General features: G+C 50.7%; 15 protein-coding genes. 8 read left to right on the forward strand and 7 right to left on the reverse strand.

Annotation, left to right across the window (positions count from 1 at the left end):
• Positions 1-45: 45 nt before the first annotated feature.
• From PAT9B_RS28530 to PAT9B_RS28545, 4 genes are all read left to right on the forward strand, one after another.
• A complete protein-coding gene (locus PAT9B_RS28530; RefSeq protein WP_013512759.1) occupies positions 46-729 on the forward strand; it encodes a LuxR C-terminal-related transcriptional regulator in 684 nt (227 codons plus the stop codon).
• A 4-nt stretch (positions 730-733) separates the two neighbouring features.
• Positions 734-1381, forward strand: a complete 648-nt coding sequence (locus PAT9B_RS28535; RefSeq protein ID WP_013512760.1) for a PAS domain-containing protein — start codon at positions 734-736, stop codon at positions 1379-1381.
• Between the two features lie 235 nt (positions 1382-1616).
• Positions 1617-2000 carry a helix-turn-helix domain-containing protein gene (locus PAT9B_RS28540; protein WP_223300538.1) on the forward strand — a complete coding sequence of 128 codons (384 nt, stop codon included), beginning with the start codon at positions 1617-1619 and terminating at the stop codon, positions 1998-2000.
• A gap of 160 nt (positions 2001-2160) precedes the next feature.
• Positions 2161-2376: a YdgH/BhsA/McbA-like domain containing protein gene (locus tag PAT9B_RS28545; RefSeq protein WP_013512762.1), complete on the forward strand. Its 216-nt coding sequence runs from the start codon at positions 2161-2163 to the stop codon at positions 2374-2376.
• 81 nt (positions 2377-2457) lie between these two features.
• On the opposite strand, the gene PAT9B_RS28550 is transcribed toward PAT9B_RS28545, so the two are convergent.
• Positions 2458-3756 carry a hypothetical protein gene (locus tag PAT9B_RS28550; RefSeq protein WP_013512763.1) on the reverse strand — a complete coding sequence of 433 codons (1299 nt, stop codon included), beginning with the start codon at positions 3754-3756 and terminating at the stop codon, positions 2458-2460.
• Positions 3757-4160: 404 nt separating this feature from the next.
• Between PAT9B_RS28550 and PAT9B_RS28555 the strand changes: the two genes are divergently transcribed.
• The gene (locus PAT9B_RS28555) at positions 4161-5324 is read left to right on the forward strand and encodes an AAA family ATPase (protein ID WP_013512764.1); all 1164 of its coding nucleotides are present in this window, start codon (positions 4161-4163) and stop codon (positions 5322-5324) included.
• Between the two features lie 7 nt (positions 5325-5331).
• On the opposite strand, the gene PAT9B_RS28560 is transcribed toward PAT9B_RS28555, so the two are convergent.
• Positions 5332-5667: a hypothetical protein gene (locus tag PAT9B_RS28560; protein ID WP_013512765.1), complete on the reverse strand. Its 336-nt coding sequence runs from the start codon at positions 5665-5667 to the stop codon at positions 5332-5334.
• Positions 5668-5760: 93 nt separating this feature from the next.
• On the opposite strand from PAT9B_RS28560, the gene PAT9B_RS28565 reads away from it, so the two are divergent.
• Together PAT9B_RS28565 and PAT9B_RS28570 are read left to right on the forward strand one after the other, a co-directional pair.
• Positions 5761-6027, forward strand: coding sequence for a DksA/TraR family C4-type zinc finger protein (locus PAT9B_RS28565; RefSeq protein WP_013512766.1), 267 nt, complete (start codon positions 5761-5763; stop codon positions 6025-6027).
• A gap of 106 nt (positions 6028-6133) precedes the next feature.
• Positions 6134-6847: an SDR family oxidoreductase gene (locus PAT9B_RS28570; RefSeq protein WP_013512767.1), complete on the forward strand. Its 714-nt coding sequence runs from the start codon at positions 6134-6136 to the stop codon at positions 6845-6847.
• 1 nt (position 6848) lies between these two features.
• Here PAT9B_RS28570 and PAT9B_RS28575 read toward each other — a convergent pair whose 3' ends face one another.
• Both PAT9B_RS28575 and sgrR read right to left on the reverse strand, forming a co-directional pair.
• A complete protein-coding gene (locus PAT9B_RS28575) occupies positions 6849-7493 on the reverse strand; it encodes a hypothetical protein (RefSeq protein ID WP_013512768.1) in 645 nt (214 codons plus the stop codon).
• Between the two features lie 205 nt (positions 7494-7698).
• Entirely contained in the window at positions 7699-9405 is a 1707-nt protein-coding gene (gene sgrR / locus PAT9B_RS28580; RefSeq protein WP_013512769.1) for an HTH-type transcriptional regulator SgrR, read from the reverse strand.
• A gap of 96 nt (positions 9406-9501) precedes the next feature.
• Here sgrR and PAT9B_RS28585 point away from each other — a divergent pair, with 96 nt between their 5' ends.
• A complete protein-coding gene (locus PAT9B_RS28585) occupies positions 9502-10323 on the forward strand; it encodes a shikimate 5-dehydrogenase (RefSeq protein WP_013512770.1) in 822 nt (273 codons plus the stop codon).
• Here PAT9B_RS28585 and PAT9B_RS28590 read toward each other — a convergent pair.
• Genes PAT9B_RS28590 through PAT9B_RS28600 form a run of 3 tightly spaced genes read right to left on the reverse strand, consistent with a single transcriptional unit; the run spans position 10320 to position 13340 of the window.
• Entirely contained in the window at positions 10320-10622 is a 303-nt protein-coding gene (locus PAT9B_RS28590; protein ID WP_013512771.1) for a PTS lactose/cellobiose transporter subunit IIA, read from the reverse strand. The two genes, PAT9B_RS28585 and PAT9B_RS28590, sit on opposite strands and share 4 nt — an antisense overlap.
• Positions 10623-10624: 2 nt before the next feature.
• Positions 10625-12013 carry a glycoside hydrolase family 1 protein gene (locus PAT9B_RS28595; protein WP_013512772.1) on the reverse strand — a complete coding sequence of 463 codons (1389 nt, stop codon included), beginning with the start codon at positions 12011-12013 and terminating at the stop codon, positions 10625-10627.
• Entirely contained in the window at positions 11994-13340 is a 1347-nt protein-coding gene (locus PAT9B_RS28600) for a PTS cellobiose transporter subunit IIC (RefSeq protein WP_013512773.1), read from the reverse strand. Before PAT9B_RS28600 ends, PAT9B_RS28595 begins: the two co-directional genes overlap by 20 nt.
• Positions 13341-13352: the final 12 nt, after the last annotated feature.

Here is a 13352-nt window from a genome sequence, read left to right on the forward strand (position 1 = left end):
TAGGGTAAGTTTTATGTAGTATCAGTCAATGGAGAGACGACACTGATGAGTACATTATCGATACCGAAAAGTTTGATTCAGATGTTTGAGAATGACACGGTGGTAGGTTGGGCGATAAAAGACAGGACATCAAAGTTTGTTTATGTCAATAAAGCCTTTAAGATCTGGCAAACAATCTCTACCACATATGATTACGAGGGTTTGAAAATTCATGATGTTCCCGTCCCTGTCGCTGAGTTTGCAGATATATTCGAGCAGCAGGAACGATTTGTCGAAAGTTCCGGGACGGTTTTAAGAGCGATCACCACCCATATACAGGGGCGGGAAAAAATAATGCAACCTGTTTATAATATACAGGAACCCCTTTATGATGAAAATGGTTTATGCATAGGCACTGTCATCAGTGTAAGGCATGTGAATATTCTTACCCCCACATCATTATTAAACGGAAAGTTGAATCAACATGCGACTTTTCAGACGCCCTCCGAACTTTTTACCGAAAAGGAGTGGGAAGTGATGTATTTATTGCTATGCAATCTCAGTCTTAAAGAGATAAGTAATGTTCTTGGCATTTCCGTTGATGCCGTCAATGGCAGACTACGCAGCTCATTCAAAAAGACGGGGGTCAACTCATCAACCGCATTAGTTGATTTTTGCAGAACCAACCGGTTTGATAATTATATACCCCAGTTTTTTCTTAAAAAAGGACATATCGTAATAACCGGTTGAAAAAATGGAATTTTACTTTAAAAACTCACTACTGGGTTGGGCTGTCAAAGACAGCTCATCCCGATATGTTTATGCAAATGATAAGGCATGCAAATACTTCAACATTCCTGCTGGGAAAATAAAGGGGTGTTCAGACAGAGACTTATTAGATGATCTCGATAGCGTTTATGAAAACATAATACTTGACGACCAGAAAATCACCAGTACAGGAAGGATGAGTATCGTCATGAAAATATTGAGTTATGGTGGCAGTGACGAGCTAAAAGCGTACAGGGTCGAAAAACGACGCTGGTGTTTCAGGGATGGTTCCCCTGGAATAATTTGTAGTTATATTGAGCTGGCAAATGTTTATTTTTCGACTTTTATCACACATTCCAGTCGAAGATCGCTGGTATTCACTAAGCCATCAGATTTTTTCACCGACCGGGAGTGGGAGGTTATCCTGTTATTATTTTGTTCAGTCAAACAGCCTATAATGTCTAATATCCTTGGCATTAGCACTTTTACGTTGAGAAACCGGATAATACGTTGTTGCCAAAAAGCGGGCGTCCTGAATATTTCAAGCCTACTCCAGTACTGCTATTGCCAAGGGTGGGATAATTATATCCCACCCTATTTCTTAAATAAGCGATATTTGGTCATTGATCAATGAGAGGTGAACATGGCCAAAACGGGACCCGCAGGAAGAACCATGATAAGACAGCTTAGCTGCCATCCCAGTGCGCCAACTTGAGGAGCGGGTCAGGCGCTATCATCGCTTCAGTCTGGAGATTATTTTCTGGTTGATCATCTCGTTGCTGGCCGTACCGTTGGCTGTGGCCTACTTCATACGCCAGCCCGGTGCTTCGCCTCAAGCATAGTTTTAGCAAAAAGTAATCGATTACTTTTTGCCTGAAAGACATTATGATTACGATGAAGCACAACCAGGAGGAAAACAGATTTTGCCTCGCAGAGAACAAATCATCGAAGATCTGACGCACTGGATTGACCTGAATTTGCATGCCGTACATAGCATCGAGGACGTTGCCGCTCGTTCAGGCTATTCCAGATGGCATATCCAGCATATGTTCAAGCAAGTCAATCGTGTCTCGATCCTGGCTTATGTCCGCCAGCGTCGTCTTGAAAGGGCTGCCAAAGATCTCACAGAAGGCCAGGAGAGTATTTCTGCCATCGCTTTACGGCACGGTTTTGGTTCGCAGCAGGCCTTCAGCAGAGCGTTTATAAAATGGCAGAAGATGAAGCCATCAACCTTTCGCTCCTGCGCAAGGTAAACCCTCTCCCGAAAGCATCATTGGCGGTTCCTATCACCGTGATAGTTAGCATGATCACAGTATCAGCATTTATTGTTAACTTGCTAATGGTAACAATGGTTATCATTTATTCCATCGGAGGCGCATCGCTTCCCACCCAAACAAACGAAGGAATAAGACCATGAAAACTATCAAAGCATTATCAATCGCTGCTGTTGCTGCTCTGTCACTGATGTCTGCTGCAAGTTTCGCACAGAGCGTATCCGTTACTGCCTCAACCCTGGACAGTGCAGAAGCTAAAATCGCGGCGCAGGCACAGCAGCAAGGTGCTCAATACAAAATCACCGAAGCGAATACCAACAACCGTGTTCACATGACGGCTGAACTCTACAAATAACAGCGAGTCGCAATACGTTGTAACAGCAATGGCCGCCCTCAAGGGGCGGCCTTTTCGTTTAAGTATGTCTGACAGCGCAAATCATTCCGACTCCATGGCACACTGCCCTGTCCGAGTTGATCCCTTATACATGCAGCCAAACTTTCCGCGTTGTGATTGACGACAGGCGTAACTCACCTCACCTTCAGGTCGTGGTGTAGTAAATAATTTTCCGCCATTAGATTTACAACAGGCTTTAAATCCTGAAGTCGTCGAAAGATTGCATTCCTGATGCTGCGAATCAGTTAACGATGTAAAGCCACTTTTGATGGTCTGCATGAGTTCTGGATCGTTAGATTGAGCCGCTACAGCATCAGCCGCGCTACTGTTGACAGCTTGCATGACATTCCCACCGGAAGCTTGTGCAATAACCGCCGATGACGCTATCCCGGTTAAAGAAGCGATCGTTTGTTGATTTTCGACATCCTTCTGTTTTTCATATTCAGCATTTGCACGCGCCTGTTCAGCCTGGATTTCAACCTGTCGGGCAGCAAATTGCTGGTTCTCAATATCAACTTTGTCACGCAGACCGGCCAACTCCAGGGTTGAATTTTTAAGTTTCTGACTCTGCTTCTCATCCAGACTTTCAGCTACCCTGACAAGCTTTTCTTTATCAATAGGATACATGCGTGATTGTTGTGGTGTGGCACCCCAACCGCGATTAAGTTCTACTTCTTGCCGGGCAAAGTGCTGTTCTAATTTCTGGTTTTTATTATCCCTGGCCAGACTCATTGCATTGCTGTACATTTCCTGGGTGGCAAAAGGAGTCAGATCGAGCGCTTCAGAAAATTGCTGAAGTAATGCTGCACTATTATCCCCTAATGAATAACGCTTAACATATGATTTAGCCAGATAATAGGTAGCATGAGCCGTTCCTAATTGACGGAAATAACGTATTACTTCGCTTTCATATCCCGTCATGACGTCAATTGCCTTTCTCTTATCGGTGGCTTTAATGTAATCAGCGTGGGAGGCGAACCAGTCATACTGCTTTGACATATACGCATTATAATCTCTTGAACTACCGGAAAGAAAATTCAAACGTTCCCGGTCCACAAAGTAGAGATATTGATGCGAATTTTGCATATCATTACTTATGCTGTTATCCAACGAGATACTTTTAGATGTTAATGTAGAATCAACGCCATATCGGTTACAGGCAGCGAGAAATTCGTTGCGCATCGAAAGATATAAACCATATTCTTTTTGCGCCAAACTATTTTGCGCTGAATCCAATTTAGCCTGACATTCAGGATCTTTATCATCGCTAATTCTGCATCCTAAAAGCATTGAAGAAATAAAAAATACAATCGATATCAAACTTAAATTTTTAAGCGACATATTTTTGCCTGATTGCTGTAAGGTAATTATTGAGGAATGGTAACGGATAGTTATTAACTCAGTTTATCTCACCATCAATTGATATCAAGCCAGCCATGCAAAAAGACAACAAAATGTAACTAACTATGAATTAAAAGAGGAAACACCTAAATCACTTTAATTTTATGACATAAAATTTCTTATAAGGCGTTAAAGTTAGATGATTTTTTTAACCACGTCAGGAACATCTTCTTTGCAGACGCTATCGCCTCTGGCATCATTCATTACCATTACTACCTTCGGGTTGGATTCGAAATGAGGGAATTTCAAATTGAAATATTCACTCCATTACGAAAAATATCAGTGGGTTAGTATCCGTTTATACTGGGAAATTCATAGTACGTTTCAAGGGAGAGACCGCGCCTATGTTAACCTGCTTCTCCATCGCTAATTATCGATCTATCTGCGATCTCACCCTGCCGTTAGGACGATTGAGTGTCATCACGGGAGAGAATGGCAGCGGAAAATCAAACCTCTACAAGGCATTACGTTTGCTGGCGGAGACAGCAAAAGAAGGCGTGGTCAACTCCCTGGCGGAAGAAGGTGGATTAACATCAACCTACTGGGCGGGTCCGGAAACCCTGTCTCGCGGCATGAAACGTGGGGACGTGCCGATTGAAGGAGGACCGCGGCATAATGTCGTCAGGTTGAAGCTGGGTTTTGCCAGTGACCATTTTGGCTATGCCATCACCCTGGGGTTGCCAACACCGAGTTCATCAGCCTTTGCACTTGATCCTGAGATTAAGCGGGAAGTCATTTTTAATGGGCCATCCTACCGCCCTGCTTCCTCGTTAGTGGAACGAAAAGGCAATATGCTGAAAGTCCGTACAGACAGACAGTGGCAAGTTGTCGCACAGAAAGTGCCGGTCTACAGCAGCATGTTTGACCAACTGGCCGATCCCACCACCGCCCCCGAAGTTTTCCAGGTGCGTGAAATGATCCGCAACTGGCGCTTCTACGATCATTTTCGCACCGATAAAGACGCACCCGCTCGCCAGTCTCAGCTACTGACGCGTACCCCGGTGCTACACCATGACGGGCGAGATCTGGCATCGGCACTGCAGACCATTATTGAAACCGGCGATCGCCACGCCCTTGCTCATGCCATTGACGATGCATTCCCCGGCAGTCGGCTGGAAGTCATCCATCATAGCGAGGGACGTAGCGCGATCGCCTTTTACCAACAGGGACTGCTGCGCCCCCTCTCGGCTGCTGAGTTATCCGACGGCACCTTGCGTTTTATTCTCTGGGTGGCCGCGTTGCTGACTCCCCGCCCACCGGAACTGATGGTGCTGAACGAACCGGAAACCAGCCTGCATCCGGACTTGCTGCCCGCGCTGGCGCGGTTAATTCTTCAGGCATCGCAACAGTCGCAAATTTGGGTGATATCGCACGCTAACCGGCTGGTTAATGCGCTGATGCGCGACCCTGAATGTCACATTATTCAGTTGGAAAAAGAGTTAGGGCAAACGAAGATCCAAGGGCAGGACATCCTGGATGTACCTGCCTGGCGCTGGCCTGATGCGTGATGACCTTTCAGGTAAACGTCATCGCCCAGGTAATCACCCCGGCGACTACGGTGGTGAAGGTCAGTGCGACCAGAAAAAGAATATCGACTATTTTTTCCAGCCGGTGATTACGCCGCTGAGTGCGGGTGCGGAGCGCCAGGTAGGACAAAATGGTGGTGGCCAGATAAATAATCGCATTGATGGCGAGCAAATCATCGCCCAACGTATTTTCGCGTCTCAGGGTTGTCACCACCTGAAAAATACCAATGACGGTAAGGCAAACGCCGACCATCGCGGACGAGGCCATGAAAATATGCACACAAATGTCTTCGTCCAGCCTGTTACTGATTTTTGGTTTGATCATCACAGTCACCTTAAAAAGAGCAACGTTCGATTTCTCAAATAATGGTGATTCACTCTACTCTCTTAAGATTAACTGAGGCACAGGAGATAGGATATGGCAAGCGGCTGGTCTGGTGATGGTGCGGTACAGGATCAGATTGACGCCACTGTTGATGACGCAGTCGCGCGAGCACGGAGTCACCTTGGGCAGGGGGAAAGTGCGCACTATTGCGATGAATGTGGTGAACCGATCCCTGAAGCACGACGACTGGCGTTACCCGGTGTCCGTTATTGCGTTAAATGCCAGAACGAGAGGGACAAGCGCGAGGCAAGCCACAGCGGTTACAACCGTCGTGGCAGCAAAGACAGCCAACTGCGCTAACCGGTCCTATATGAACAGCGTGGATGTGGATATACCCTATTCATATAACTGATGCGCGTGGGTTATGTCAGGATGATTGCCCCTCGTTAATGCACAGGAATTCTCGATGAGCCATTCCCCTCATTTACCCGTGGCGATTGTCACTGGTGGTACCAGCGGCATCGGTTTAGCCATTGTCCATAATCTTGCACGTGACCACCAAGTCTACGCGTTAGGACGCAATCACGCGGTACTGGATGCGTTGCGCTCGCGGCAAAATATCGAAGCGGTGAATATCGATTTACTGGATTTCAACGCGCAACAACGTTTTATTGACTCACTGCCTGCCATCAATGTGCTGGTGCACTCTGCGGCCATCTCTGAGCAAGCTCGCGTGGATAATGCCAGCCCGGAGTTATGGCAAAAGCACTTTTCAATCAATGTGTTTGCACCTGCGGAGCTGACGCGACTGGCATTACCCGCTTTGCGTGCCACACGCGGTCAGGTGGTGTTTATCAACTCCGGTTCAGGCACCCTCGCGCTGGCCGGGCATACCGTCTACTCTGCCAGCAAGTTTGCGCTCAACGCCCTGGCGCACGGGCTGCGTGGGGAAGAGAGTGAGCATGGCGTGCGCGTAGCAACGGTTTCACCGGGGCCAACCGACACCCCGATGAACCGAAAAAGCCGCGAACGTGTCGGCAACGTCGACGCGATCGATCCGCTGGAATACAGCCATCCTGATTCGGTCGCGGCGGCAGTGCGCCTGGTTGTCGATGCCACAGAAGAAACACAAATCACCGATATCAATGTGCGGCCACGCCGGGATAAGGCGAAGCGTTGAGTCAGCGTGCCAACTTATCAGCCCAGACAGTTGGCAGGCGATCAAGATCGGCGAGCCATTGTGAGAGTGAAGAATCAATCCAACTGACCACCGTCACACCAATGGCGTGATGTTCTGGCAACGGCGGTTGCAGCCAGAGGAGTGGTTCATGATGGAAAATACGATTACGTAAATCACGAATTTGGTTAAGTGCGGCTGAAATGTTGTGCCTCTGGCGTAGCTCCTTAGGGCAACGATTAAATACTAGGCGTAGATCTTTCCACAGTATGGTCTGGAACTGTGCGTTAAACAGCGAACTCCAGAAACCGAACGTCAATTCGGCGATAACTTTATCCGCCGTTTGCGGTTCGTGGCGTCGGGAAAGCTTTGCGATGGCGCCTGCTATTTCTTTGTTCTGCCATCTGAATACCGGCTCGTCAATCCAGGCTGCCCACCAATCACGCCGCTTATAGCGGGCTGTCAAGCGAGCATGTATACCGTTACGAAGGGCGATCTCAAGCGTGTTTAAGACTGGCATCATGGCTTCAGCCAATTGGAGATTATGTGCATAATCTTCTGCGGCCAAGGTTTCATTGCCATCACGCGCAGTGCGATATCGCCCCAAACGAGCGGCTGAAAAGTGTTTCTCCAGATCGTTCCAGTTCATTACGCATCCTTTAACTTTCACTGCGTTATTGTTATAATCCCTATGCAGCCCTGGCTCGCGTCCTCTCCCGGCTATCATACCGGTGATGACACCAGGTTCGTTCTGGTCCTGTAATACAGGACCACCTTTTTCAGAAAACCCGCCTTTGGGCGGGTTTTTTATTATGTAATCTCAGTGCCTATATTATCTACCCGTTGATTTATAATCACGCGTCCAACGGTTCAATCCAGGTTGACGTAAAGTCGAACCAGCCCAGATTATTAAAATGCATTCCCTGCGCTTGCTCGGGTCCTTGCAAGCGCATCCAGTGATGGAATAACGGCTGTAACCACCCTTCCCGGATAATGATTGCCGTCAGTTGCTGTGCGGAAAGTTCGCCTGCCCGCCATTGCTGCTGCCAGTCGGCAAACCGGTGCGCATCGCCGCCGGAAATCGAGGTTTTTAATAATGGCATGCCCGTTAGCCAGGCGCCGACATTCCATGCTTCCGGCAAGGTAAAATTCACCGTGCCTAACCACACATCGGCTTCACCTTCTCCGGCAGCCCAGGCTTCATAAGACATTTCCTTTGCCTCAACCTCAATGCCACTGGCTGCCAGAATCTGCTGGCAGGCGCTGATCAACATCGGAAATTCGTAATGTTGATGATGGTACGCCAGCCGCAAACGCTGCACTCCGGGATGACATGCTTCCCCGTCTTCGATTTGATGCGACCAGTCGGATAGCAGGCTCGCGGCCGGTAGCCATAGCGGACGAACAGCTTCCGGCATCTGCTGCCTGATGGCTTCCGGCGCTAATTGCGCGCGTATCCAACGACGGTGCGTAATGTTTTGCCACAGGGAAGAACGACTGTCGCATAACAAAAAGTAGCCGCCTCGCTCCAGCACCGGGTCATCCGCAGAGGTGGCAACTTGCTGCCCATGGGTGGCAACGTAGGCAATATCGCTCATCCCGGAACTCAGCAACGCCGCAGGTCGGTCGGACGGTGCCGATTCCAGACAGGTGATAATGTCTATTTCATCCAACAGACTTCTGAAGCCGAAATAGCGATCAAACGCCGTCAGGCGCAGGTGCCATTCATTGTTCTCCGCGATCTGGTAAGGCCCGGAACCCACCGGCAGGGAAGCAAAATCAGGCCGCCGTTGGTGATCTGCGGGCAGAATCAGGGCGGCAGGATCGGCCAGCAGCTGGGGTAGCAATTCGTCCGGCTGGCTCAGCATGATCATGACGCTTAACTCACCCTGCGCCTGGATATTCTTAAGATGGGAGAAAAGCGGTGCTTGCGCGCTGCGGGCAAGGGAAGCCACCACATCGCGGCTGGTTAACGATGTGCCATCATGAAACAGCACCCCAGGACGCAGATAGAAACACCAGTGCAACGCATCAAGTCGACGCCAGCGGTGCGCAACATCCTGCTTAACCTGTCCGGTTGGTTCATCTATGCAGGTCAGACCGCTGAATATCTGCCTGACAAGATGAATCTCAGTACGCCGCAACGGCGTTCCGGGGTAGAGATTGTGCAATCTCCGGTAATATGGCACCCGTAATGACTGGCGTTCATCCTGCACGCTATGGCCCAGACGCCCACGTAGCAGGGAGGCCAGATGGTGCTTCTCATCGCCTAACAACGTCAGTACACCGCGCATGTCATTCAGATCTAACAGGCGTTCGGCCTTTACCAACATCAGTTCTTGTTGGGAATAGCACAGCACCAGTTTTGCCTGATGCCCACGGCCAGGACGGGCGAACCACGCCAGCCATCCCGCAGCTTGCATCTGGATGATCAAGGTGCGCATATGCCGTTTGCTGCAAAACAAGGCGTCGGCAAGCGCTTGCAACGTGGTCAGAGCCTCACGCTGCGGGAACAGGGTTAACAATTTTTGATAATGCTGCTCAAGGCGTTGCGTACCCATAAAAGATGAACTCTACAGTGCAAAACACATCAATTTTTCATTTCCTCTTTTTAACGCAATATTTTTCCGCAGGCAATTCAACCCACGGGAACTACCATGACCAGGCTTCTCAACAAAGACACCCGCATCTGTATATCGCTGGCGGCACGACCGACCAATTTCGGTACCCGCTTCCACAATTATCTCTATGAGGCGTTGGAACTCGATTATCTGTATAAAGCCTGTACTACCCGCGATTTGCCAGCGGCGATTGCTGGTATCAAAGCGTTGGGGATACGCGGTTGTGGGGTATCGATGCCGTTTAAGCAGGCGTGTATTCCACTGATTGACGAGCTGGATCCCTCGGCTGAGGTGATCCAGTCCGTCAATACCCTCGTCAATAGTGATGGCTACCTGAAAGGCTACAACACCGACTACATCGCCATCGCACAATTGCTGCAAAAATACGCGGTGGCGGCGCATCAAACCTTTGCCCTGCAAGGTAGCGGCGGCATGGCCAGCGCCGTCGCCTGTGCGCTAAAAAATCACGGATTTCACCACGGCTATATCATCGCCAGGGATGAAGAAAGCGGTAAGGCATTGGCAGCCGCACAGGGTTATCAACACCGCCACACCATGGAGGGGATAACGGCGGAAGTGTTGATCAACGCCACGCCTTTAGGGATGTCCGGTGGGCCGGAGGCGGAGACGCTGGCATTCTCACCGGCAGCGATTGAGGCGGCTCAGGTGGTGTTTGATGTGGTGGCGTTGCCGGAACAAACGCCGCTGATCCGCGCAGCCCGTGCGCAGCATAAAACCGTGATCAGCGGCGCAGAGGTGTTTGCCATCCAGGCGGTTGAGCAATTCCGTCTGTACACCGGCGTGCAGCCTTCAGATGAACTGTTCCGTAAGGCTGCCGCCTGGGCCAGACACGTTTAACGCTGATACAGATGGACGATCTCGGCTGACAACTCACGCGCCAGCAATGATGTCATTAGGTGATCCTGCGCATGCACCATGATTAACGTCATTGGCTGGCGACCTTCTCCGGCGTCCTGCTCGATCAGGCGGGTTTGCATTTTATGTGCCTGTCGGGAATAGGTATCAGACTGCTGCAACAGTTGTTGCGCCTGGGTGATATCCCCTTCCCTCGCGGCCTGTAATGCCTCAAAACACAGGCTGCGCGCCTGACCCGAGTTAACAATAATCTCCATCACCGCGTCTTCTAAATCGATCATTATCACTCTCCGTCAAAGCCGTTGTTAGCCGCCATGGCCGCAAACCACGTACCGCTTCTTTTCACGCTGCGCGTCTGGCTGGCGAGATCGAGCTGCACAAAACCGTAGCGGTTTTTGTAGCCGTTACACCAGGACCAGTTATCAATAAAGGTCCACATATGGTAGCCAAGGCAGTGACTGCCCTCGGCGATACCTTTATGCAGCCACTTGAGGTGATCGGCGATAAAATCGATCCGGTATTGGTCATTAATCTGCCCGTTTTCCGCGAAGCGCTGCTCATTTTCCACCCCCATGCCGTTTTCAGAAATAAAGCAGCGTGGGTTGCCGTAATTCACCCGCAGATTGGTGAGAATGTCATAAATGCCTGGCGGGTAGATTTCCCAGCCACGATAAGGATTCATGGTACGTCCCGGCATCTCATAATGATCAAAGAACCACTCCGGCATGAATGGTGAAGCCGGATTGACGGCATGTTCGCGGCATTTAACCCGTCGTGGTTGATAGTAGTTGATGCCCAGCAGATCGATTTTACCTGCCGCGATCAGCGCGCTGTCCCCCGGCTGGCACACCGGCAATTGATCATATTGTTCCAGCAAGGCCACCAAATCTGCCGGATACTCGCCCAGCAGCACCGGGTCAAGGAAGCTGCGATTAAACAGCAGATCCGCGTGATGCGCCGCGGTAAGATCAGCCGGATGCTGTGAACGCGGATATGACGGCGTCAGGTTGAGAATCACCCCGATCTCGCCGCGATAGCCCCCGGCGCGATACGCACTCACCGCCGCAGCGTGCGCCAGCACCGTGTGATACGCCACTGTCGCTGCCCGGCGAAAATCGACCACGTTGGGATAGTGAAAATCATAGAGATACCCGCCTTCCACCGGCACAATCGGCTCGTTGAAAGTGAACCAATGCAGCACCCGATCACCGAACAGGTCAAAACAGATCCGGGCATAGCGACCAAAAGCCGCCACCACCTCACGGCTCTCCCAACCGCCTTTTTCCTGCATCACCAGCGGCATATCGAAATGAAACAGGGTGAGAAACGGCGTGATACCCTGTGCCAGTAACTCATCAATGATGCGGTTATAAAATGCCACCGCCTCAGGATTCACCTCACCGGTGCCATCCGGGATTAACCGCGACCAACTGATCGAAGTGCGAAAGCTGTTGTGATTCAGTTGCTTAAGTAATGCGATATCCTGCTGCCAGTGCTGATAAAAGGTCGAGGTGTGCTGTGGCCCCACCTGCTGATGAAAGCGCCACGGCTGCTGTGCAAACCAATGGTCCCAGGTGGTGGCACTTTTTCCGCCCGCGCGGCTCTCACCTTCCGTTTGCAATGCCGAACTGGCGCTGCCCCACCAAAAATTCTCAGGAAACTGATACTTCATTACGTTTCTCTCCGGATTGAGTTCTCGCTGCCTGCTCCTGCGCTTTTTGTTCTTCGGTTTTCATCAGAGAACGTTCATACGCACGCAGGAATGGCAGGTACATCAGGGCTGACATCACCATACAAATCAGACACATCACTACCGGGCTGATGGCCCAGTTGGCTGCCCAGGAGGCACCGATGGGAGCCGGTGTGGTCCAGGGCGTGAGCGACACCACCTGAGCCAGCCAACCCATTTTGGTCGCGGTCCAGGCGAGGATGGCGTTAATCATCGGTACGCAGACAAACGGGATAAACATCATTGGATTCATAATGATCGGCGCGCCGAACATAATCGGTTCATTGATATTGAAGAAGCTCGGCACGATGCCCATCTTGCCGATGGTACGCAGATGGGTAGTGCGGCTGCGCAGCAGCAGAAAAGCCAGCGGTAAGGTTGAACCTACACCACCAATCAGCAGGTAGTGATCCCAGAACCCCTGCAGGTAGATATGCGGCAACGCGGTCCCCGCCGCCAGTGCTGCCTGGTTGGCCGAGAGGTTCGCCATCCAGAACGGGTTCATAATTCCGGTGACGATCAGCGCACCGTGAATACCGGCAAACCAGAACAACTGACACAGCAGCACCGACAGCAAGATCGCCGGAAGTGAGTCAGACGCCGACACCAGCGGTTCAAGCAGGTGCATAATCGCTTCAGGGATAATCATCCCGGTCTGTGCCTGGATAAACAGGTTGAGCGGATGCAGCGTGCCAATGATCACCACCACCGGGATCAGGATTTCAAAAGAACGCGCCACCCCGGTGGGCACTTCTTTGGGCAAACGAATGGTGATGTTGTTCTGCTTCAGCCAGGCGTACACTCGCGTCGAATAAATCGCGGTGATCAACGCAGTAAAAATCCCTTGCCCGGATAGATAGGCGGTGGAGATGGTCCCGTTGGAATAAGGGGCAGCAACCAGCAGGAACGCCATAAAGGCCAGCAGCCCGGACATCACCGGATCGAGCGAGAACTGCCGCCCCAGGCTGGCACCAATCCCCACCGAGATAAAAAAGGTCATGACACCCATGCTGAGGTAAAACGGCAGCATCAGTTGCTCACGGTACGTCGCAGAGAAATCCAGCCAGGCGCGGGCAAAGCCGTTAGTGGTGGTGGCCGAGAACGGCGGGAAGATAAATACCAGCATGAAAGAACCGATAATCATAAACGGCAGTGCAGCGGTAAAACCGTCGCGAATCGCTATGATGTATTTCTGTTGCCCGAGACGTCCGGCCAGCGGGGTGATCGCTTTTTCGATCACGCCAATCATCGACTGATATAACGAACTCATACCATCACCTTT

The organism is Pantoea sp. At-9b, from assembly GCF_000175935.2.
Lineage (GTDB): Bacteria > Pseudomonadota > Gammaproteobacteria > Enterobacterales > Enterobacteriaceae > Pantoea.

Bases quoted from the DNA above. Each gene is read 5' to 3' on its own strand.
- PAT9B_RS28530 (WP_013512759.1), top strand. From the start codon at position 46: ATGAGTACATTATCGATACCGAAAAGTTTGATTCAGATGTTTGAGAAT.
- PAT9B_RS28535 (WP_013512760.1), top strand. From the start codon at position 734: ATGGAATTTTACTTTAAAAACTCACTACTGGGTTGGGCTGTCAAAGAC.
- PAT9B_RS28545 (WP_013512762.1), top strand. From the start codon at position 2,161: ATGAAAACTATCAAAGCATTATCAATCGCTGCTGTTGCTGCTCTGTCA.
- PAT9B_RS28550 (WP_013512763.1), bottom strand. From the start codon at position 3,756: ATGTCGCTTAAAAATTTAAGTTTGATATCGATTGTATTTTTTATTTCT.
- PAT9B_RS28555 (WP_013512764.1), top strand. From the start codon at position 4,161: ATGTTAACCTGCTTCTCCATCGCTAATTATCGATCTATCTGCGATCTC.
- PAT9B_RS28560 (WP_013512765.1), bottom strand. From the start codon at position 5,667: ATGATCAAACCAAAAATCAGTAACAGGCTGGACGAAGACATTTGTGTG.
- PAT9B_RS28565 (WP_013512766.1), top strand. From the start codon at position 5,761: ATGGCAAGCGGCTGGTCTGGTGATGGTGCGGTACAGGATCAGATTGAC.
- PAT9B_RS28570 (WP_013512767.1), top strand. From the start codon at position 6,134: ATGAGCCATTCCCCTCATTTACCCGTGGCGATTGTCACTGGTGGTACC.
- PAT9B_RS28575 (WP_013512768.1), bottom strand. From the start codon at position 7,493: ATGAACTGGAACGATCTGGAGAAACACTTTTCAGCCGCTCGTTTGGGG.
- sgrR (WP_013512769.1), bottom strand. From the start codon at position 9,405: ATGGGTACGCAACGCCTTGAGCAGCATTATCAAAAATTGTTAACCCTG.
- PAT9B_RS28585 (WP_013512770.1), top strand. From the start codon at position 9,502: ATGACCAGGCTTCTCAACAAAGACACCCGCATCTGTATATCGCTGGCG.
- PAT9B_RS28590 (WP_013512771.1), bottom strand. From the start codon at position 10,622: ATGATCGATTTAGAAGACGCGGTGATGGAGATTATTGTTAACTCGGGT.
- PAT9B_RS28595 (WP_013512772.1), bottom strand. From the start codon at position 12,013: ATGAAGTATCAGTTTCCTGAGAATTTTTGGTGGGGCAGCGCCAGTTCG.
- PAT9B_RS28600 (WP_013512773.1), bottom strand. From the start codon at position 13,340: ATGAGTTCGTTATATCAGTCGATGATTGGCGTGATCGAAAAAGCGATC.